The sequence below is a fragment of the Roseovarius litorisediminis genome, assembly GCF_900172295.1.
Lineage (GTDB): Bacteria > Pseudomonadota > Alphaproteobacteria > Rhodobacterales > Rhodobacteraceae > Roseovarius > Roseovarius litorisediminis.
Genome location: NZ_FWFL01000004.1, coordinates 279059 through 298539, shown reverse-complemented (window position 1 = coordinate 298539; position 19481 = coordinate 279059). Strand labels below are relative to the sequence as shown.

General features: G+C 56.5%; 19 protein-coding genes. 13 read left to right on the top strand and 6 right to left on the bottom strand.

Annotated features, from left to right (window positions below; translation table 11 throughout):
- Positions 1 to 303 precede the first annotated feature (303 nt).
- The 6 genes from PEL8287_RS09890 to fdh3B all read left to right on the top strand — a co-directional run bounded on the left by PEL8287_RS09890 (position 304) and on the right by fdh3B (position 5947).
- Positions 304 to 846 carry a DUF3305 domain-containing protein gene (locus PEL8287_RS09890; protein WP_085892335.1) on the top strand — a complete coding sequence of 181 codons (543 nt, stop codon included), beginning with the start codon at positions 304 to 306 and terminating at the stop codon, positions 844 to 846.
- Positions 843 to 1463, top strand: a complete 621-nt coding sequence (locus PEL8287_RS09885; RefSeq protein WP_085892212.1) for a DUF3306 domain-containing protein — start codon at positions 843 to 845, stop codon at positions 1461 to 1463. Before PEL8287_RS09890 ends, PEL8287_RS09885 begins: the two co-directional genes overlap by 4 nt.
- The gene (locus PEL8287_RS09880) at positions 1460 to 2089 is read left to right on the top strand and encodes a TorD/DmsD family molecular chaperone (protein ID WP_085892211.1); all 630 of its coding nucleotides are present in this window, start codon (positions 1460 to 1462) and stop codon (positions 2087 to 2089) included. The genes PEL8287_RS09885 and PEL8287_RS09880 overlap by 4 nt, the downstream gene beginning before the upstream one ends.
- A gap of 55 nt (positions 2090 to 2144) precedes the next feature.
- On the top strand, positions 2145 to 2336 hold the full coding sequence (locus PEL8287_RS09875) for a twin-arginine translocation signal domain-containing protein (RefSeq protein WP_085892210.1): 192 nt from the start codon (positions 2145 to 2147) through the stop codon (positions 2334 to 2336).
- A 110-nt stretch (positions 2337 to 2446) separates the two neighbouring features.
- Positions 2447 to 5341, top strand: a complete 2895-nt coding sequence (locus tag PEL8287_RS09870) for a formate dehydrogenase subunit alpha (protein WP_085892209.1) — start codon at positions 2447 to 2449, stop codon at positions 5339 to 5341.
- Between the two features lie 12 nt (positions 5342 to 5353).
- Entirely contained in the window at positions 5354 to 5947 is a 594-nt protein-coding gene (fdh3B, locus tag PEL8287_RS09865) for a formate dehydrogenase FDH3 subunit beta (RefSeq protein ID WP_085892208.1), read from the top strand.
- Between the two features lie 49 nt (positions 5948 to 5996).
- Here fdh3B and PEL8287_RS19775 read toward each other — a convergent pair whose 3' ends face one another.
- Complete coding sequence (locus tag PEL8287_RS19775) at positions 5997 to 6608, bottom strand: hypothetical protein (RefSeq protein WP_139837761.1); 612 nt, start codon at positions 6606 to 6608, stop codon at positions 5997 to 5999.
- Positions 6609 to 6740: 132 nt separating this feature from the next.
- Here PEL8287_RS19775 and PEL8287_RS09855 point away from each other — a divergent pair, with 132 nt between their 5' ends.
- From PEL8287_RS09855 to PEL8287_RS09845, 4 genes are read left to right on the top strand one after another with little or no spacing between them, the layout of a single operon-like run.
- Entirely contained in the window at positions 6741 to 7979 is a 1239-nt protein-coding gene (locus PEL8287_RS09855) for a formate dehydrogenase subunit gamma (protein ID WP_085892206.1), read from the top strand.
- A complete protein-coding gene (locus PEL8287_RS09850; RefSeq protein ID WP_085892205.1) occupies positions 7980 to 9317 on the top strand; it encodes a c-type cytochrome in 1338 nt (445 codons plus the stop codon).
- 1 nt (position 9318) lies between these two features.
- Positions 9319 to 9456, top strand: a complete 138-nt coding sequence (locus PEL8287_RS20010; RefSeq protein WP_176228609.1) for a hypothetical protein — start codon at positions 9319 to 9321, stop codon at positions 9454 to 9456.
- On the top strand, positions 9453 to 10826 hold the full coding sequence (locus PEL8287_RS09845; RefSeq protein WP_085892204.1) for a sigma-54-dependent transcriptional regulator: 1374 nt from the start codon (positions 9453 to 9455) through the stop codon (positions 10824 to 10826). Before PEL8287_RS20010 ends, PEL8287_RS09845 begins: the two co-directional genes overlap by 4 nt.
- Positions 10827 to 10828: 2 nt before the next feature.
- Here the strand turns inward: PEL8287_RS09845 and PEL8287_RS09840 are convergent, their stop codons facing one another.
- From PEL8287_RS09840 to PEL8287_RS09820, 5 genes are all read right to left on the bottom strand, one after another.
- The gene (locus PEL8287_RS09840; RefSeq protein ID WP_085892203.1) at positions 10829 to 12796 is read right to left on the bottom strand and encodes a sensor histidine kinase; all 1968 of its coding nucleotides are present in this window, start codon (positions 12794 to 12796) and stop codon (positions 10829 to 10831) included.
- 122 nt (positions 12797 to 12918) lie between these two features.
- Positions 12919 to 13944 carry an extracellular solute-binding protein gene (locus PEL8287_RS09835; protein ID WP_085892202.1) on the bottom strand — a complete coding sequence of 342 codons (1026 nt, stop codon included), beginning with the start codon at positions 13942 to 13944 and terminating at the stop codon, positions 12919 to 12921.
- Between the two features lie 121 nt (positions 13945 to 14065).
- Positions 14066 to 14869, bottom strand: a complete 804-nt coding sequence (locus PEL8287_RS09830; protein ID WP_085892201.1) for a metal ABC transporter permease — start codon at positions 14867 to 14869, stop codon at positions 14066 to 14068.
- Positions 14869 to 15627, bottom strand: a complete 759-nt coding sequence (locus tag PEL8287_RS09825; protein WP_370737918.1) for a metal ABC transporter ATP-binding protein — start codon at positions 15625 to 15627, stop codon at positions 14869 to 14871. Before PEL8287_RS09825 ends, PEL8287_RS09830 begins: the two co-directional genes overlap by 1 nt.
- Positions 15615 to 16085, bottom strand: coding sequence for a Fur family transcriptional regulator (locus PEL8287_RS09820; RefSeq protein WP_085892200.1), 471 nt, complete (start codon positions 16083 to 16085; stop codon positions 15615 to 15617). The genes PEL8287_RS09825 and PEL8287_RS09820 overlap by 13 nt, the downstream gene beginning before the upstream one ends.
- Before the next feature lie 95 nt (positions 16086 to 16180).
- Between PEL8287_RS09820 and PEL8287_RS09815 the strand changes: the two genes are divergently transcribed.
- The 3 genes from PEL8287_RS09815 to PEL8287_RS09805 all read left to right on the top strand — a co-directional run bounded on the left by PEL8287_RS09815 (position 16181) and on the right by PEL8287_RS09805 (position 19480).
- Positions 16181 to 17086 carry a zinc ABC transporter substrate-binding protein gene (locus tag PEL8287_RS09815; RefSeq protein WP_085892199.1) on the top strand — a complete coding sequence of 302 codons (906 nt, stop codon included), beginning with the start codon at positions 16181 to 16183 and terminating at the stop codon, positions 17084 to 17086.
- A gap of 120 nt (positions 17087 to 17206) precedes the next feature.
- Complete coding sequence (locus PEL8287_RS09810) at positions 17207 to 19108, top strand: acyl-CoA synthetase (protein WP_085892198.1); 1902 nt, start codon at positions 17207 to 17209, stop codon at positions 19106 to 19108.
- A gap of 15 nt (positions 19109 to 19123) precedes the next feature.
- Positions 19124 to 19480: a cupin domain-containing protein gene (locus PEL8287_RS09805; RefSeq protein WP_085892197.1), complete on the top strand. Its 357-nt coding sequence runs from the start codon at positions 19124 to 19126 to the stop codon at positions 19478 to 19480.
- The last annotated feature ends 1 nt before the right edge of the window (position 19481 follow it).

Genomic DNA, 19481 nt, shown 5'->3' with positions numbered 1-19481 from the left:
AAGCGTAAACAGGTTTTCGAATCATTCGGTAAGCCCGCCTTGGGAGAAAATAATCCTTAGTGATTCTGTTTGGCTTGTGCTTGCCGAGGCATGGGCGGAAGCAGTGTTGTTGCCCGTTTCGGACAAACTGTCCCTCGTCACCCCTTTGCCCAGCATCAAGTGCCCAAATTGTCCTTAAGTTGTTTATGTGCACCATCGCATCCAGAAATCGCTTTGAGTGGTATGGAATTTGTACCAATCTGGTTGTCAGTCAAGCTGGGGGCCGACTTACAAGTGATCCACAATCCCGATATGTACGCCACTATGCCCTTGGGGGTCGTTGTAAGGAGGACGCCCGGGGTAACCCGTTGGGCGGCTTGGGCTTGGAAGGCGGTCTCGGTACTGCCCGGCGCGGGACAGGCGCGCTGGCGCGAGTTGCGCAGTGATGGCGACGCCACCGACTATCATGCAGCCACACCCCTACTGGAATTACACGGCGCTGAAACAGAAGCGTACCTGCACGGGATCTCGGCGCGGGTGCCGTCGGTCTATGTGGTCATGCGACCCACTGAAGGATCAGAAGGCCCGCCGCTCGATGTGGTGCTGGTCACGGCCTCGCCCTACGAGGCGCAGGATTATGCCGACAGCGGCGAGGAGATCGTGGAAAAGGTGCCTATGCCCGAGGGGCTGGTGGCCTGGGTGCGTGACTTTGTCGAAGCCTATCACGAGGATGAGGTTTTCAAGAAGCGCCGCCGCGACAAAACAACGGTCGGTCAGGCAGAGGACGGCGTGGGAGACCCGCGTATCGCTCAGCTGAGCGATGTCTACCGATCACCGCAAATGATCCGTAAAGGAAGGTTGCATTGAGCCGCGGAAGTGATTTCTGGTCCCGCCGCAAGGCGCAGGTCGAAGCAGAGGCAGACGCCGAAGCCACTGCCGCCGAGGCGGCCGAACTGGCATTGCATGAGGCCAAGCTTGCAGAAAGATCCGACGAGGATTTGCTTGAGGAACTGGGCCTGCCTGATCCCGATAGCCTGCAGCCCGGGGACGACTTCAAGGCCTTTATGGCCAAAGCGGTGCCCGACCGTCTGCGCCGCCGGGCATTGCGGCGCCTTTGGCTTTCGAACCCTGCGCTCGCCAATCTTGACGGGCTGCTGGATTACGGTGAAGATTTCACCGACAGCGCCAAGGTTATCGAGAATATGCAAACCGCCTATCAAGTCGGGAAGGGTATGAAAGCCCATGTCGATGAAATGATCCGGCAGGTCGAGCTTGAAGCCAACCCACCGGAAGAGGCCGATCCGCTGCCCGAGCAAGATGAGACCGATGAAGCGTTGACGCTGGCCGATGAGGCCGGACAAGTACCAGCGTTGGACATCGCCGAAGTTGACGAGGTCGAAGACGAAAACGAAGACCTGTACACAACTGCACCGCGTCGGCGCATGCATTTCGAATTTGAAGATCAGGCTGGAGGACCGGCATGAGCAAGCAAGAGGTATTGATGAGCGATCAAACCACGGCACCGGAAGTTGCGGAAGAAGATCGCTTGCGTGCCGATCTTTATGATTATCTGGGATTGGTCCTGTCGGGCCCACCCGATGAGACGCTGTTGAAACAGACCGCAGCGCTGAAGGGGAATGAGACCGAGCTGGGTACAGCCATTGCCGCGCTCTCGCGGATTGCCGGCCTTAGCAAACCCCGAACAGTCGAAAGCGAGTTCAACGCGCTTTTCATCGGTCTGGGACGAGGCGAGCTTTTGCCTTATGCCAGCTATTACCTGACCGGGTTTTTGAATGAAAAGCCTTTGGCGGGCCTGCGACGGGACATGGCCGTACGCGGCATGACACGGGCGCAGAATGTCTATGAACCCGAGGACAACATCGCCTCATTGATGGAGATGATGGCCGGACTGATCCGCGGCCGGTTTGGTAAACCTGCGTCACTGACCGATCAGAAAACATTCTACAACAAACACATCGGCCCTTGGGCCGGTCATTTTTTCACGGATTTGGAAGCAGCCAAGAATTCGGTTCTCTATGCATCCGTCGGCGCTGTCGGCCGGGTGTTCATGGTGATTGAGGCCGAGGGCTTTCGAATGAGTGCGGACTGAACCGCACTGTAACCGGCGGGGAAGCCCGCCATCAACGAGAGGGAGGAGACCCCTTATGACCAGAAAGACCGAAGGCACGACCAGCCGGCGCGACTTTCTTAAGCTGGCTGGCACTGCTGCGCCTGCTGCCGTGGCGGTCGCCGCGGTCAGTGGTACTGCGGCCGAGGCGGCCGAGCCTGACCTGACATCGAACAAGATGCAGGATACCGCGCACACTCGCGCCTATCTCGACAGCGCCCGGTTTTAACACTCCGGACGACGTCTCAAGACCCGCTGGCGACTGGTTGCGATAGGCCCGACAGTCAGAGGTAAATCAGGACCCAACCCCGAGATGGGGCTAAGGGAGGAGAAAGAAATATGCTTAGGAAAAAGACCAACGGGGTTGCGAGACGCCCCCAGCGGACAAGTATCCTGTCTGAGGTCGCCGCAAAATCGGTTGACCGCCGCGCATTCCTGCGCGGATCAGGACTGGCCATAGGTGGCCTGGCCGCGATTGGTGCTACAGGTGGCACCGTAACAAAAGCCAACGCTCAATCCGCTGCAAAAGAAGCAGTCGAGACAGTGAAATCAGTTTGTACACACTGCTCGGTGGGCTGCACGGTTGTGGCCGAAGTCAGCGACGGTGTGTGGATCGGGCAGGAACCCGGCTGGGACAGCCCGTTCAACCTGGGCGCCCATTGCGCCAAGGGCGCGTCGGTACGCGAACATGCCCATGGCGAGCGTCGCCTCAAATACCCAATGAAGAAAGAGGGTGGAGAGTGGAAGCGCATCAGCTGGGAGCAGGCGATCGGCGAGATCGGCGACGGCATGATGAAAATCCGGGAAGAAAGTGGCCCGGACAGCGTTTACTGGCTGGGATCGGCCAAGCACAGTAACGAGCAGGCGTATCTGTTCCGCAAGTTTGCTGCCTACTGGGGCACGAACAACGTGGATCACCAGGCGCGTATCTGCCACTCAACCACCGTTGCGGGTGTTGCAAATACATGGGGCTACGGCGCCATGACCAACAGCTACAACGACATTCACAATTCCAAGGCCATCTTCATCATCGGCGGCAACCCGGCCGAGGCGCATCCCGTCTCGCTGTTGCATGTTCTGAAAGCCAAGGAACAGAACAACGCCCCTGTCATCGTCTGCGACCCGCGCTTTACCCGTACGGCGGCGCATGCCGATGAATATGTGCGTTTCCGTCCCGGCACCGATGTGGCGTTGGTCTGGGGCATCCTGTGGCACATCTTTGAGAACGGCTGGGAAGACAAAGAGTTCATCCGCACCCGTGTCTGGGGGATGGATCAGATCCAGGATGAAGTGCGCAAGTGGAACCCCGAGGAAGTTGAGCGTGTGACCGGCACACCGGGCAGCCAGTTGCGCCGCGTGGCGCGTACGTTGGCCAACAACCGCCCCGGCACCGTTATTTGGTGCATGGGTGGCACGCAGCACACCAACGGCAACAACAACACCCGTGCCTACTGCATCCTGCAGCTGGCCCTTGGCAACATGGGTACCTCGGGTGGTGGCACAAACATCTTCCGCGGTCACGACAACGTGCAGGGGGCAACCGATCTTGGCGTTCTCAGCCACACGCTGCCGGGGTATTACGGCCTGTCCGCCGGCAGTTGGGGCCATTGGGCCCGCGTCTGGGGCGAAGACCCCGAATGGCTGTCTGGTCAGTTTGACAGTATCAAGGACAAGGACGGCAAGAACACATCGCTTCAGAACCTGAAGGGTATCCCTGTAAGCCGCTGGATCGACGGTGTTCTTGAAGACGCAGAGAACATGGACCAGCCCAACAAGGTGCGCGCCATGGTTCTGTGGGGTCACGCGCCCAACAGCCAGACCCGCGGCAAGGAAATGAAAACGGCGATGGAAAAGCTGGACATGCTGGTCGTGGTAGACCCGTATCCCACCGTGTCTGCCGTTCTGCATGACCGCACCGATGGCGTTTACCTGCTGCCGGCCTGTACGCAGTTCGAAACCCGTGGCTCGGTCACGGCATCGAACCGCAGCTTCCAGTGGCGCGACAAGGTGGTTGATCCGTTGTTCGAGTCTAAACCCGACCACGAGATCATTGGCATGTTCGCCAACAAGTTTGGTTTCGGTGACCGGTTCTTCCGTAACATCGAGATGGAAGACGAGAACACGCCAAACGTCGAAAGCGTATTGCGTGAAATCAACCGCGGCATGTGGACAATCGGGTACACTGGTCAAAGCCCTGAGCGGCTGAAACTGCACATGGCCAACCAGCACACGTTCGACAGGACAACGCTGCAAGCGATTGGTGGCCCGGCAGATGGTGACTATTATGGTTTGCCATGGCCCTGCTGGGGCACGGCCGAGATGGGTCACCCGGGTACACCAAACCTTTATGACATGTCCAAACCTGTGTCTGAGGGCGGCCTGACCTTCCGTGCCCGGTTTGGTGTGGAACGCGATGGCGATAACCTGCTGGCCGAAGGTGTCTATTCAGTGAATTCGGATATTCAGGATGGTTATCCTGAGTTTACGATGCAGATGCTGATGGATCTGGGCTGGGATGGCGATCTGACCGCCGAGGAACGTGCTGCCATCGACGCGGTCGCCGGACCCAAGACCAATTGGAAAACCGACCTTTCAGGCGGAATCCAACGTGTAGCGATCAAGCACGAATGTGCGCCCTTCGGCAATGCCAAGGCGCGTGCAGTCGTGTGGACCTTCCCCGATCCGGTGCCTCTGCACCGCGAGCCGCTTTATACAAACCGGCGCGATCTGGTCGCGGATTATCCGACATACGAGGACCGGCACGATTACCGTCTGCCGACCATGTATGCCTCGATCCAGAAGAACGACTTTTCCAAGGATTATCCAATGATCCTGACGTCTGGTCGTCTTGTCGAATACGAGGGCGGCGGTGACGAGTCGCGTTCAAACCCCTGGCTTGCCGAACTTCAGCAGGACATGTTTGTTGAAATCCATCCGCGCGATGCCAACAACCTTGGTGTCCGTGATGGAGAACAGGTCTGGGTTGAAGGGGCCGAGGGCGCCAAGGTCAAAGTCATGGCGATGGTCACCGAAAGGGTGGGTGAGGGCGTAGCCTTTATGCCGTTCCACTTCGGCGGTCATTTCGAGGGCAAAGACCTGAGGGACAAGTATCCCGACGGAGCCGATCCTTATGTCCTGGGGGAGTCGTCGAATACGGCGCAAACCTATGGCTATGATTCGGTAACCCAGATGCAGGAGACCAAAGCGACTCTCTGCAAGATCAGCGCAGCATAAGGAGAACGAGATATGGCTAGAGCAAAATTTCTCTGCGACGCCGAACGCTGCATTGAATGCAACGCCTGCGTCACGGCCTGTAAGAACGAGCATGAAGTGCCATGGGGTATCAACCGACGCCGGGTCGTCACCATCCAGGATGGTAAACCCGGTGAGCGGTCGATCTCGGTGGCCTGCATGCACTGTTCGGATGCACCTTGTATGGCAGTCTGCCCTGTAGATTGTTTTTACCAGAACGAGGAAGGGGTGGTTCTGCACTCCAAGGACCTCTGCATCGGGTGTGGTTATTGCTTCTATGCGTGCCCCTTTGGCGCGCCGCAATATCCACAGGCGGGCAATTTTGGGTCCCGCGGCAAGATGGACAAATGTACCTTCTGTGCCGGTGGCCCCGAAGAAAACCACAGCCAGGCCGAGTTCCAGAAATACGGACGCAACCGGATCGCCGAAGGCAAACTGCCGATCTGCGCCGAGATGTGCTCGACCAAGGCGCTGCTGGCAGGGGATGGTGACATCGTCTCTGCTATCTACCGCGAACGCGTAGTGGCGCGCGGTTTCGGTTCGGGCGCCTGGGGTTGGGGAACGGCCTATGACCAAAAAGGTGGCTAAAGCTGCTGCGGGAACTCCGGCCCTTGGGCCGGGGTTCCTTTCATGGGCGTCAATTTTCCAGACGGCACTCCAGTGCAAGCCTCGGCGTATACTGTCGCCTGGGAAGGTTGCTGCCGTTTTCACAACGTCCGTTAACCTCAACAACCTGACTACGAGGCAAAGGGTTATTTGGTCCGAAATGGAAAGTTTTCTGGTTCACGCAACCCGGCCCTATGGTCGGATCCTCGCCACAGGCTTGGGTCGCCTGTCTTGCCCAGTTCTTACAAACGTTATCCAGCGCGTTCGAGTCGAAACTTTCAAAATTCGACCGGCCCGCGATCGCTTTGCGGCTGCCGTTCAGCGTTTGTTTTTCGGTGCCCCCGGGGCCTTTGATGCTGATCCAGTCAATGCCGGATTTGCAGGACGCCGATGCATGCCAACGAATGCGCCTTTCTTCGGTGTAACTCCTGCCATTCGGATCCCAGCGTTCCCACCTCAGTTTACGGGGGGCAGCTCCGGGATTATCGGGCCTGAGTCTCAGAATGACTTCATGATCTCGCTGAGGCTGCTTAAGGATAATGTAATCGCGTGCGGCACCACTTTCGACGCCGAGGCTCTGCGCGCTTGCAAGCGCCGGAACCATCGCCAGGTGACAGGCTATAATACAAAACTTCAGTCGCATCTAAATAACTCCTCAAAAATACAATTGCAGGAAAGAGTGCTTGAAATCGGGCGCTCGCGGTTTTCAGGATACCACCAGAGCCCTGTCTCAGCAGGTCAGGAAATCCACCATTGCATGCAGCCGGAGGCATAAATGCAACCTATAACAACAATCGTTCTACTCCTTGCTCTGCTGACCCCAGCTCATGCGCAAGAGCTTTCCGAAGACGTGGCTGGAACGTATCAGTTGGCCCAGGCCGAGCCTGATAGCCGTGCCGCCACAGGTGGGGCGCAGACACTGGAAGACATTCTCGCCCGGCAACGCGGCGAGGAAATCGACGATACGTTCCGCAGAACCGCGACGGGTAATCCCGACAGCGCTGCAGGGATCGCATCGCAACTGGGAACGCTGGGTGGTTCATCAGACCCTGAACTTTGGCGCGCGCTGCGCTATGGCACGGCTGATATTACCGTTTCCAGCGGCGGGCCCGAGGCGCGGGTGCTGATGCAGGATGGCGGTATGAAATGGCTGGCCTTTCGCGAGGGACCCCTGTCAACCGTCGGGGCCGGGGCACTTGGCGGCACGCTGGTTCTGTTGTTGCTGTTCTACATGATGCGCGGCCGTATCCAGATCGACGGCGAAAAAACCGGCCGCACGGTGACCCGTTTCAAGGCGATCGAACGGTTCGGCCACTGGCTTATGGCGGGGTCGTTTATATTGCTGGGAGTCACTGGTCTTGTTTCACTGTTTGGCCGCAAAGTGCTGATCCCAAGCTTTGGACACGAGGCATTTTCGACCATGGCCATCGCGTCGAAATGGATTCACAACAATGTCAGCTGGGCTTTCATGCTGGGCCTGATCATGGTGTTTTTCATGTGGGTTATGCACAATTTGCCAAATCGCACCGACATCAGGTGGCTGGCCCAGGGCGGCGGCATCCTGTCCGATGGCGTGCACCCCCCTGCAAAGAAATTCAATGCGGGGCAGAAACTGATCTTCTGGTCGGTGATCCTGTTCGGCGCCTCTATTTCAATATCGGGACTGTCGTTGCTCTTTCCCTTTGAATTGCCACTCTTTGCGAAGACTTTTAGCATTCTGAACGCCACTGGTTTGCCGCAAGCCGCGGGCTTTGGTGACCTGCCGGTGATGCTGGCCCCGCATGAGGAAATGCAACTGGCCCAGCTTTGGCACTCGATCATTGCCTTTGTTTTGATGGCGATCATTTTCGCGCATATCTATATCGGGTCGATCGGGATGGAAGGGGCCTATGACGCCATGGGCAGCGGTGAGGTCGAGGAACAGTGGGCGCGCGAGCACCACAGCCTTTGGCTGGAAGAAGTCCAAAGCCAAAAGGGCGCAGAGCCCGATGGCAAGGCAACCCCAGCGGAATAAATGCGCGCGCTTGCCGCCAGTCTTTGCCTGATTTTCCTGCCTGTCCCGGGGGCAGCGCAGGAATTTAGCACTCTGAAGGGCCACGGCGGGCCGATCATGGATATCAACGTCAATCCAGAGACTGGCCAGGTGGCCACGGCAAGTTTTGACAACTCGGTTGGGCTTTGGAAGGGCCGGTCACCCATTTGGCTGGAAGGGCATGAGGCCGCCGTGAATTCGGTGCTGTTTCTGGGTAAAGACATTCTTTTGTCTGGGGGTGATGATTTTCGCGTGCTTCTCTGGAGTCCCACCCTTTCTAAGCCAAGCGAGATCGCTGTGCATCGTGGCAAGGTCACGAATGTCGCTATATTTGAGCATGGGCGTGAAATTGCCTCGGCCAGTTGGGACGGAACGATTGAACATCGCAGCGTTATTGATCCGCTTGGGACGTCCGAAACGAAAGACCCGATCCATTTCAAATCAACCACCCTCACTGGCCATGATGCCGGGGTGAATGCCATCGTGTTTTCTGGGGCAGGGGAGCTCTATTCTGCATCGACTGACGGTACAATCCGGCATTGGCAGATTGGTCTGAAGGAAACAAAATCGCGGGTTATTGTGTCGCACGGGTTTGGCATCAATGAATTGGTTCTGAACGATAAAGAGGGCTGGCTGGCCTATGGATCGGTCGATGGTATGACACGGGTGATAGCCCCCGAAACGGGTGACACACTGGCGGATTTTACGCTGGAACGGCGGCCAATCCTGTCGATGGCCTATCATGACGCCACCAGCCAGTTGGCCGTGGGCGATGGTCATGGCTACATCATGATGATCGACACTGCTACCTGGCAGATAACCCGTGATTTTCGCGCCATGCTCCGGGGGCCGGTCTGGGCGCTGGATTTCAGCCCCGATGGCAAGACCATTTATGCCGGAGGGCTGGAAGATGTCGCATATTCATGGCCCGTGGCGTTGCTGGACGGGTATGAACCAGTAGACGGGCCAACGCGGTCTTTCTTGCGTAACCCCGAAGACATGCCCAACGGTGAGCGCCAGTTCATGCGCAAATGTTCGATCTGCCATGCGCTGACGCCGCCCCCCTCGCGCAAGGCCGGGCCCAGCCTTTACAATTTGTTTGGGCGCCGGGCTGGGACAGTGCCCGATTATCCCTATTCCGACATTTTGTCAGGATCAGATATAATCTGGTCCGATGATAGTATTGATGCTCTGTTCGATCTGGGGCCGGATCACTATATTCCAGGTTCAAAGATGCCGATGCAGCGTATCACAGCAGCCCAAGACCGGCAGGACCTGATCGGGTTTCTGCGTATTGCTACGGGCGAAAAGGAGAACTGAAATGAAAGCCATGTTCACGGCCTTTGTGGCCATCGCAATTATCAGCGTTGGGGCCTACTATGTCCTTGGCGGGATGGGATTTACCAGCCAGGACAGAAATGCAGGTAACGCGGTGCGGCTGAGTGATACCGACGAATGACCACAGGTGCCGGGCAGGCCGCCGTTGCGCCCCCTCGTGAAGACGAATACGGCGAAAACCTTGAACTGGGCTCGATCCTTGTGATCGATGATGAGCCTGGGATGCGGAATTTTTTGACAAAAATCCTTGAGCCAAGGTGCAAACGGGTTGAGCAAGCCCGATCGACCAGCGAGGCGTCATCTATTCTGGATCAATCTCATTTCGATCTGGTGATCCTGGACAATATCATGCCCAACCAGACTGGCCTGGACTGGCTGGAAGAACAGCGGCCCGTCGGCTTTTTCGCCGATACAATCCTGATCACCGCGTATGCGGATCTGGACACGGCGATCAAGGCGTTGCGAACAGGGGTTGCGGATTTCGTGCTCAAACCGTTTAGGGCAAACCAGATTCTCAATGCCGTAGCCCGGGCGCTGGATCGTAAATATCTGCGGCGCGAAAACATCTTGCTGAAACACGAACTGTCCGAGGGGGGCAATGCAGCGCGCGGGCGGCTGTTGGGAAATTCGCTGCCGATCCAGAAGGTGCGCGATATTCTGAACAAACTTGCGCCATTGCCCACGTCAGTTCTGTTCACCGGGGCCAGCGGCACCGGAAAAGAGATTGCAGCACGAACGCTTCATGGCCTTTCTGATCGGGCAAATAAACCGTTTGTTGCAGTGAACTGCGCCGCGATTTCAGCTGATAATATCGCCGATGATCTGTTTGGCGTGGTCGAGGGCAACACCCGGCGCAAAGATGGCCTGTTTCTGCATGCGGATGGCGGCACCTTGTTTCTGGATGAGGTGGCCCAATTGCCTGAACAGGTGCAGGCGGCTCTTTTGCGCGTTCTGGAAGATCAACGGATCAGGCCCGCAGGCGCTGAACGTGAAATCCCGCTTAACCTGAGGTTCCTGTTTGCTACCAATGCTGATCTTCCCGAGGCGGTGGCCAAGGGCAGTTTTCGCGAGGATCTGTATCACCGCATCAATGTGGTGAATATCGAGATGCCGCTATTAAGCGAACGCACGGAAGATATCGTTGAACTCGCAGCCCTTTTCATGAGCCAGTTTTCCAAAAGCCTTGGGATGCCCGCGCTTGAGATGAACGAAGAAGTGCTGCTTAAACTCAGCCGTTATAACTGGCCCGGGAATGTGCGCGAACTGAGTAATCTTATCGAAAGATCTGTTATTCTGGGGGCATTTCCGGACGAGTTTTCTGGCAGTGGCCGTGTTACCGGTACGACAGCGATCGAAACACTGGAACTGGTCGAGCAGCGCCATATCATGAACGTTTTGGACGCCTGCGGTGGAAACCGCGCCGAGGCCGCGCGACGCCTTGGTGTGTCGCGCAAAACGATTGACCGTAAATGTACCAGCTGGGGGGTGTAGGCTTAGGCTGCAGCCTGTTCGCCGTGGTCCTCGGGCAACCAGACCGTAAACTCGGCCCCGCCTCGGGCCCGGTTTCGAACTGAAATCAGGCCGTCGGCGGCCCGGATGAGTGTCTGGCTGACTGACAAACCCAAGCCGGTGCCTTCCCCCATTTTTGTCGTATAGAACGGGTCGAATACGGTGTTGAGTTTTTCTGCTGACACCCCCGGTCCCGTATCGGCAATTACCAGTTTTGCACCGGATTTACCGTCATATTCGGCGGCACTGATCGTGATCTCAAGCTTGCCGTCGCGCTTCATCGCCTGCACCGCATTGATGATCAGGTTAATGACCACTTGCTGCAATTCGCCGGGGTTGATGCGGACAGGCGGTGGGTCACCTCGGTGTATCGTGACCGTGACACGGCCCTTGGAAATGACATGATCGACCAGCACGATACAATCGTCCAGAACTGCGCCGATATCCACACTCTCCTCAAACGTGCCAAACTCGGAAGGTCGGGCGAACTGCAGCAACTTTCCGACGATGGCATTGATGCGGCTAACCTGCTGATCAATCAGGGCCAATTCAGTCGCTACAGGATCAGCCTGCGGGCCCAGGGTTTGGCGTATCACGTCGACATTGCCCTGAATAACAGCAACAGGGTTGTTGATTTCATGGGCCACACCGGCGGTGATTTCACCGATCGAGGCAAGCTTTTCCGACATGACCAGTTGTTGATAGGTGGTTTCCAGTTTTTCGTTGGCTTCGCGCAGTTCCGCGGTGCGTTCTTCAACCCTGGTGTTCAGCTCGTCCGCCCATGAGCGCAGGGCCTTGTCACGCTCCTGTACCTGATCCAGCAGGCTATCAAGGTGGGCTGCGACAGTGCCGATTTCATCTTTTGAAGCAACCTGGCCAATGCGGGCGTCCAGCTGGCCGCCTTCGACCTTTTTCATTGTCTGGGTCATTTTTTCGAGCGGTGAAAAGATACCGCCAGCCAGCCGCAGGAACAGCGGCACCGTCAGGGCGAGCACCAGAACAAAGGAAACGAAAATCAAAACATACGCACTGCGCTTGGCGGCAGTGAACGGCGCTTCCAGAAACCCGACATAAAGCATGCCTACGCGTTTGCCAAAACTGTCGGTCAAAGGCAGGTAACCCGAGATATACCAGTCATTCACCACAAACGCGCTGGCAAGCCATGTGGTTCCCTCATCCAGCACAGTATGGCGTACCACCGCCGAGACGCGGGTGCCAAGCGCGCGGGACCCTTCAAAAAGGCGCACATTTGTGGACACCCGCACATCTTCCAGAAACAAGGTAGCGGTCCCTTGCCTGTCATTTCTGATGTCAGTTTCACGGTAGACAAGCGCGTTGATCGTGTCGATAAAATCCAGATTTCGGTTTAGCAGGATCCCCCCTACCAGAACGCCGTGCCGGTCAGGTGTGGATACATCTGTGGCCGTGTGCACCACCATGCCACGATCTTCAGTGGTACGGTCGGTAGGCACTGCGGCCTCGGTTTCGATCAGCGGTATCCGGGCGCGGCTTGCCAGATTGCCGGGCAAACCTTCCAGATCAGCTGCTGAGAAGATGTCGATCTGGGTCGCGAGCTGCCCATTTGCGGCGGCCCGAATGACCGGCCACTTCTGTTTTGCATCAGATGCGGCGTCTGCTGGCAAATAGTACAGGAAATCCAATTCCAATGCCTTGCGGTGGCCCTCAAGAAATGCTTGGAAATCATACTCGGGCGCCTTGGAAGCCTCTTGAAAACTGACAGAATGGGCCAGACTGTCGACATGGTTTCCGGTTTTGCTGAGGATCTGTTGCAAATATTGCTCGGCGATGCGCAGATCGCTTTCCACATTGGTGATCAACAGATCGTCGTAATTGGCCGACCAGCGGCTCACAGCCAGAACAAGCAGCAACGGCATCAATACCATCAGCGGTAGCAAGGCAAGGATCAGCAATCGCAGCCGGACAGATGTCATTGGTCACTCGGGTTTAGTGAACTGACCATCAGCTTAGGCGACAATTGGGTGTCAGGCAAATAACAAGACAACGAAAAAGGCACCGGGCGCACCGGTGCCTTTCATAGAATAAAGTTGCGGGATCAGTTCCAGCCAACCTGATTGAATATGATCTGCGCTTTGCCGGCGTTGCGGCTGAAGGCCGAGGTGTTCGTGGTGGTATCCGCCTTGAAGTCACCCAGCCGCGCGGTGCTATCGTCTGCGCCTAAACCAGGAACTGCAGGGTATTCGTGGTTCTGATTTGCGAAATGCTGTTGGGCAAAATCGCTTGTCAGAAACTCAAGCAACGCGGTGGCTTCTTCAGGGTGCGGGGCCGCCGCCGTGATCGATGCCGTGGCGAGATTGATATGTGCCCCACGCCCATCCTGATTGGGCCAGACCCACCCAATGCTGTCGATTCCAGCACTCAGCCCGTCGACGTCCTGATCAAAGCCGCGTAGAAAATAATAGTGGTTTGCAACGGCAATATCGCATTCACCTGACACAAGGCCACGCAGTTGGTCGGTGTCACCCCCTTGCGGTGGGCGGGCCATGTTGTTGACGATCCCCTGCGCCCATTCCATGGCTGCCTCTTCGCCGTCGACTTCAATGATCGAAGCCAGCAATGACTGGTTGTACACGTTGGACGAAGACCGGATGCAAACTTTGTCTTTCCACTCAGGCATGGCCAGGTCCTCATAGGTTGCTGGCGGGCTGTCGACCCGATCTTTGGCGTAAAAAATCATGCGGGCCCGCTGCGATACGCCAAACCACAGATTATCCGGGTGCTGTAGGTGATCAGGGATACGGGCTTCGATCACATCCGAGTTGAACGGCTGCAAAACTCCGGCTTTTTCTGCACGGTCCATACGACCGACATCGACCGCAATGAATATATCGGCGGGGCTGTTGTCGCCCTCAGCCGTCAGGCGAGCGATCAGTTCGTCAGCCTTGCCCTCAATACGGTTTACGGAAATGCCGGTTTCTTCAGTGAAACGGGCATAGAGTGCATCATCCGCGTCATAGTGACGGCTGGAATAGATGTTGACCTCTTGCGCAAAAGCGGGGGCCGCAAAGGCGGCCAGCGCCGTTGAAATTGTTAGGCCTTGGGCAAATTTCAGGGAGCTCATGAAGCGTCCTTTCTGATTTCTGACTAAATTACTATGTTATCTCTGATATTTCTGATAAAAAGAGTCAAGTCAAATTAATACTGCCAAAGCCAAGACGCCGTGCAGTAAAGATTCAGTCGTTTCACGATCGCTGCGCCGGTCTTACAACAGCACTGATCAGGCTGCTCAAAGCGAATAACGTGGCCGCGACACAGACAATTGTTGGCCCTGTCGGCGTGTCCAGAGTAAATGATATCTGCAGCCCGCCAAGGGCCGCCGCCGCGGCAATCAGCGAGGCGATGGCTGCCATACGTTCCGGTGTGGCCGACAGCGGTCGCGCCGCAGCCGCAGGTATGATCAACATGGCCGCAATGAGCAAAACGCCGACAACTTTGATGGCCACGGCCACGACAAGCGCAAGGGCAAGTGTCAGGACCAGTTGTTCGCGCTTGGGGTCGATGCCGCTGGCATAGGCCAGATCTGTGCTGATTGTGGTGGTCAGCAAAGCCTGCCAACGCCAGACAAGAAGTGTTAGTACCAGCGCGGCGCCCCCCCAGATAATCAAGAGATCGATTTTAGCAACGGCAAGGATATCGCCAAAAAGATAAGCCATCAGATCAATACGCACATTTGTCAGGAGCGACACGGCCACCAAACCAAAAGCCAGTGCCGAATGCGCCATAACCCCCAAAAGCGTATCCATCGCATAGCCGCGCCCGGTCAGGGTTGATACGGTGGTTGCCATGATCAGCGCCACCGTCAAGGCGCCGGCGAATATGGACATTGAAAACCCCAAAGCCAGCGCGACACCAAGGATCGAAGCATGTGCCGTTGCATCGCCGAAATAGGCCATCCTGCGCCAGACAACGAAACAGCCCAATGGCGCCGCAGCCAGAGCGACACCAAGCCCTGCAAGGGCCGCGCGGATAAGGAAATCGTCAAGCATTACTGCGCTGCCTCATGTGAATGGTCGTGATCGCATTCATGGTCATGGTGGTGGTCATGATCATGCCGATACAGGGCCAGTGCACCTTGAGTGCCGCTGCCAAATATGGCGCGGTATTCAGGGGCCGAGGCGACGACATCCGGTTTGCCTTCGCAACAGATATGGCCATTCAGGCAGATCACCCTGTCTGAGGCACTCATGACCACATGCAATTCGTGGCTGACCATCAGAACCGCACAGTGGAGTTCGCTACGGACCTCTTCGATACGGCGGTAAAACGCGGCCGAACCGGGCTGGTCCAAACCCTGGGTCGCCTCGTCAAGAATCAGCAAGTCAGGCTTTTCGATCAGCGCACGCGCCAGCAGAACGCGTTGAAATTGCCCACCCGACAGGTCGGCCATCTGGCGGTCCTGCAGGTCGGGCAAACCGGCCTGTTCAAGGGCAGTGTGCAGGTCTGTGTCGGCATGTCGTCCGGGTAAGCCCAGAAAGCGCCGCACGGTCATCGGCAGAGTAGGGTCGATATGCAACTTTTGTGGAACATAGCCGATACGAAGGCCTGGTAACTGCTTAATCGAGCCACGCGCCGGTTTGATTGCCCCGATAAGCGCGCGCAGCAATGTCGACTTACCCGAGCCATTGGGGCCGACAATGGTAACAATCTCGCCGCGTTCAAGCGCCAGGTTGACACCTGTAAGCACCGTGTTGGCACCGTGACGGATATCAAGGTTATGGGTTTCGATCAACGTCACGCAGCACATCTCGGGCACAGGCCAAGGGCCTCGACCACCGCCTGTTCAATTTTGAATCCGGTTTCGTCGGCGGCTCGGCCCAGCATGCCACACGAAGGTTCGGCATGCGCCTCGGCCACTGCATCGCATTTTCGGCAAATCAGGAAAGCCGGCGTGTGGTTCTGACCGGGGTGGGCGCAGGCGATAAAGGCATTCAGGCGCTCGATCTTGTGCGCAAAACCATGGCTGACCAGAAAATCCAGCGCGCGGTAGGCAACAGGCGGCTGTGATCCCAGGCCTTCTTCGCGCAATTTGTCCAGTATCTCATAGGCACCCATCGCGCGGTGTTCCTGCAGCATGATTTCCAGCACCCTGCGTCTTACAGGGGTAAATTGCAGCCTGTGACGAACGCAATGTGCTGCCACGGCCTCAAGCCCGTCTTTGATGCAGGTAAGATGATCATGAGTTTCGAACCCGATTGCATCCATTGTCAGCCTCATTTGATAAAGCGTTCAGGGGTTGATATGTTATAAAGTTACATATATCAAGTTAGATTATTGCTTACTCGTTGGAAGATATTGCGATGCGTTTGGCTGTTCTGCTGTCAGTTTTCTTAGGTGCTTCGGCCGCGGTGGCCGAGGTGCCGCGCGTGGTCACAGATATAGCGCCAATTCATTCTCTGGCTGCGCAGGTCATGGCTGGTGTGGGAGAGCCTGACCTGATCATTCAGCCCGGAGTTTCCCCTCATAGTTATGCGATGCGGCCGTCCGAGGCATCTGCATTGGCCAAGGCAGATCTGGTAATCTGGATGGGTGAGGGGCTGACACCCTGGCTGGCTGGTGCGATTGATACGCTGGCGCCTGATGCCCGGAAAATCGCGCTTTTGGAGTCTGACAAAACCCAACAAATGCCACGTCGCGAAGGGGTGGAATTTGGTCACGAGGCGCATGATGAACATGACGCTCATAACCACGCTGATGGCGTCGACCCCCATGCGTGGCTAAGCCCTGGAAACGCCAGGGAATGGCTGTTTCTGATCGCTGCCGAACTGTCTGCGATGGATCCGGAACACGCCGGGATCTACCAGGCCAATGCCGAAAGCGGAGCTGAACGGTTAGAGCAGGTCGTGCAGTCCATTTCAAAGGAGCTTGAACCGGTTCGTGGGGTGCCGTTTGTGGTGCTTCACGATGCCTATCAGTATTTCGAGAATAGCTTTGACATCCCAGCCGCCGCTGCAATTTCACTGAGTGATGCCACAAGCCCGGGCCCTGCGCGCCTTGCTGACTTGCGTGCACTGGTCAAAGACAAGGCAATAAACTGCGTACTGAGTGAGCCGCAATTCGACACCAAATTGACCGGCGCGATCCTCGCGGCAGGCTACAAGACCGGCGAACTGGATCCGATGGGTGCCCGGTTGGTACGGGGCGCGGGGCTTTATCCGGCGATGTTGCAGGCACTGGCCAAGGGTTTTGCGTCTTGCGCAAGGTGATTGCCACAGACCTGGGGTGAAAAACGCAGCGTAAAACTTGCGCGATGTGGAAAACACACTCATGCTGGTTTCAAAGGGAATACCGCACCTGCCTTAAGGGTGCGCTGGGAGGAAATGATGATGAGTTTTGCCACGCGGGCGGATGTGCTTGCCATTCAGAATGAAATGCCATGGGATGCACGCGCGCGGCCTGAGACGCTGTATCAGATGCTTCGGCACACGGCAAAAACCTTTCCCGGCCGTCCGGCTGTTAGCTATCAGCTGTTTTCAGGCCCAACGGACAAAGCGCAAACGCTAAGCTGGCAACAATTTCATGATCAGGTTTGTCAGGCTGCCAACCTGTTCCGGTCCTTGCGGGTCAAGGAAACAGACGTGGTTGCCTTGGTGTTGCCGAATTGCCTTGAAACGGCCGTGGCGACAATCGGTGGCATGGTCGCGGGGATTGTAAACCCGATCAATCCGCTGCTGGAGCCTGAACAAATTTCGGCTATTTTGCGCGAAACCGGCGCCAAGGTCGTGGTCACGCTCAAAGCCTTTCCCAAAACGGATATCGCCCAGAAAACCGCCGAGGCCGTACGCCACGCGCCGGGTGTGCATACGGTGCTTGAGATTGACCTGAACACTTATTTAAGCCCTCCCAAAAGCTGGATTGTGCCGTTCGTGCGGCCCAAAAACCCTAACAATCATCACGCTGATGTCCTGAACTTCAACAAAGAAGTGTCGCGGCAGAATACCGCGCTTGATTTTGCTGATAGCGCAACAGATCGCGTCGGGGCCTATTTCCATACCGGGGGCACCACTGGGATGCCCAAGGTGGCGCAGCATCGCTATTCAGGCATGATTTATAATGGCTGGCTGGGGCATCGACTTCTGTTTGATGAAAACGATGTAATCATGTGCCCGTTACCTCTGTTCCATGTTTTTGCCTGCCATGTGATCCTGATGGCGATGATCAAATCCGGGGCCCATGTCGTTTTTCCAACACCTGCGGGCTATCGCGGAGATGGTGTGTTCGATAATTTCTGGAAGCTGTGCGAGCGCTGGAAGATCAGCTTTGTGATTACCGTGCCCACCGCGACCTCGGCCCTTATGCAGCGCCCGGTGGATGCCGATATTTCGACCGTCAAAAATGCCTTTTCAGGTTCGGCTCCGATGCCGCTGGAGTTGTTCAAGCGGTTTGAATCGGCCACCGGTATGACTGTGATCGAAGGCTATGGACTAACCGAAGCGACCTGTCTGGTAGCCTGCAATCCGCCGACGGGGGAAAAGAAGGTTGGGTCAGTCGGGGTTCCGTTACCTTATACGGATGTGAAGATTTACAAGGACACCTCTGACGGACCAGTTGAATGCGGTGTCGATGAAGTGGGCGAGATCTGCATCGACAATCCAGGTGTTTATGCCGGGAATACCTACACGGAAGCGGTCAAGAACCGTGAACTTTATCACCACGGGACCTATTTGCGCACCGGCGATCTGGGCCGGATCGACGAGGATGGTTATCTGTGGATCACCGGCCGGGCAAAAGACCTGATCATTCGTGGTGGCCACAATATTGATCCTGCAGATATCGAAGAAGCCTTGATGGCCCATAAGGCAGTTGCCATGGCAGGGGCGATTGGACAACCCGATGCCCATGCCGGTGAAATCCCTTGCGCCTATGTTGAACTTGTTGACGGGGCCACGGCCACGGGTGACGAACTGCGCGAACATTGCAAGATTCATGTTCACGAACGTGCGGCCGTTCCGAAATACGTCGAGGTTCTGGACGAGTTGCCAAAAACCGCCGTGGGCAAGGTATTCAAACCTGACCTACGCAAACGTGCGATTACACGCATTTACAATGCAGCATTGGAAGAGGCCGATGTGAAGGCGCATGTAGTACAAGTCATTGACAGCAAAAAGCGCGGTCTGGTGGCGCAGCTTGAGAAAACCGGAGACGTTGATGAGGCGCGGCTGGGCGAGGTGCTGGGCCAGTTTATACGGCCTTGGGAATGGGCAGAGCATGCGCCAAAGCAGGACTGAGCGGAGATTGTAAAAATGACTGACAGGGATTTCAGGTTGGACCCAAGCCCGGCAAAGATGGAGCCGTCGCATTTGAATGTACCCGAGGTGTTCACCACCCAGGACCAGACTGAACTGAACTATACGCATTTTGCAAACAAGGATGAAAGCGTTCTGTCGGGCGTCTGGGAATGTGCGCCCTGCCGGGAGGAAATCGAAAGCTATCCGGTGCACGAAATGATGACGGTGGTGTCGGGATCCCTAGCTTTGACTCATGCGGACGGCCGGACCGAAACATTTACGGCTGGCGACACATTTTTTATCGCAAAGGGCACGAAACTGATTTGGGAGATCACCGAAACCTTGCGAAAATTCTATATGATCGTCGAATGAG

What these genes read in the sequence shown, in the direction of transcription:
- PEL8287_RS09815 (WP_085892199.1), top strand. Translation starts at nt 16,181, where the DNA reads ATGCGTTTGGCTGTTCTGCTGTCAGTTTTCTTAGGTGCTTCGGCCGCG.
- PEL8287_RS20010 (WP_176228609.1), top strand. Translation starts at nt 9,319, where the DNA reads ATGAAAGCCATGTTCACGGCCTTTGTGGCCATCGCAATTATCAGCGTT.
- PEL8287_RS09820 (WP_085892200.1), bottom strand. Translation starts at nt 16,085, where the DNA reads ATGGATGCAATCGGGTTCGAAACTCATGATCATCTTACCTGCATCAAA.
- PEL8287_RS09870 (WP_085892209.1), top strand. Translation starts at nt 2,447, where the DNA reads ATGCTTAGGAAAAAGACCAACGGGGTTGCGAGACGCCCCCAGCGGACA.
- PEL8287_RS09825 (WP_370737918.1), bottom strand. Translation starts at nt 15,627, where the DNA reads ATGTGCTGCGTGACGTTGATCGAAACCCATAACCTTGATATCCGTCAC.
- PEL8287_RS09810 (WP_085892198.1), top strand. Translation starts at nt 17,207, where the DNA reads ATGAGTTTTGCCACGCGGGCGGATGTGCTTGCCATTCAGAATGAAATG.
- PEL8287_RS09840 (WP_085892203.1), bottom strand. Translation starts at nt 12,796, where the DNA reads ATGACATCTGTCCGGCTGCGATTGCTGATCCTTGCCTTGCTACCGCTG.
- PEL8287_RS09835 (WP_085892202.1), bottom strand. Translation starts at nt 13,944, where the DNA reads ATGAGCTCCCTGAAATTTGCCCAAGGCCTAACAATTTCAACGGCGCTG.
- PEL8287_RS09805 (WP_085892197.1), top strand. Translation starts at nt 19,124, where the DNA reads ATGACTGACAGGGATTTCAGGTTGGACCCAAGCCCGGCAAAGATGGAG.
- PEL8287_RS09890 (WP_085892335.1), top strand. Translation starts at nt 304, where the DNA reads ATGCCCTTGGGGGTCGTTGTAAGGAGGACGCCCGGGGTAACCCGTTGG.
- PEL8287_RS19775 (WP_139837761.1), bottom strand. Translation starts at nt 6,608, where the DNA reads ATGCGACTGAAGTTTTGTATTATAGCCTGTCACCTGGCGATGGTTCCG.
- PEL8287_RS09880 (WP_085892211.1), top strand. Translation starts at nt 1,460, where the DNA reads ATGAGCAAGCAAGAGGTATTGATGAGCGATCAAACCACGGCACCGGAA.
- PEL8287_RS09875 (WP_085892210.1), top strand. Translation starts at nt 2,145, where the DNA reads ATGACCAGAAAGACCGAAGGCACGACCAGCCGGCGCGACTTTCTTAAG.
- PEL8287_RS09855 (WP_085892206.1), top strand. Translation starts at nt 6,741, where the DNA reads ATGCAACCTATAACAACAATCGTTCTACTCCTTGCTCTGCTGACCCCA.
- PEL8287_RS09850 (WP_085892205.1), top strand. Translation starts at nt 7,980, where the DNA reads ATGCGCGCGCTTGCCGCCAGTCTTTGCCTGATTTTCCTGCCTGTCCCG.
- fdh3B (WP_085892208.1), top strand. Translation starts at nt 5,354, where the DNA reads ATGGCTAGAGCAAAATTTCTCTGCGACGCCGAACGCTGCATTGAATGC.
- PEL8287_RS09845 (WP_085892204.1), top strand. Translation starts at nt 9,453, where the DNA reads ATGACCACAGGTGCCGGGCAGGCCGCCGTTGCGCCCCCTCGTGAAGAC.
- PEL8287_RS09830 (WP_085892201.1), bottom strand. Translation starts at nt 14,869, where the DNA reads ATGCTTGACGATTTCCTTATCCGCGCGGCCCTTGCAGGGCTTGGTGTC.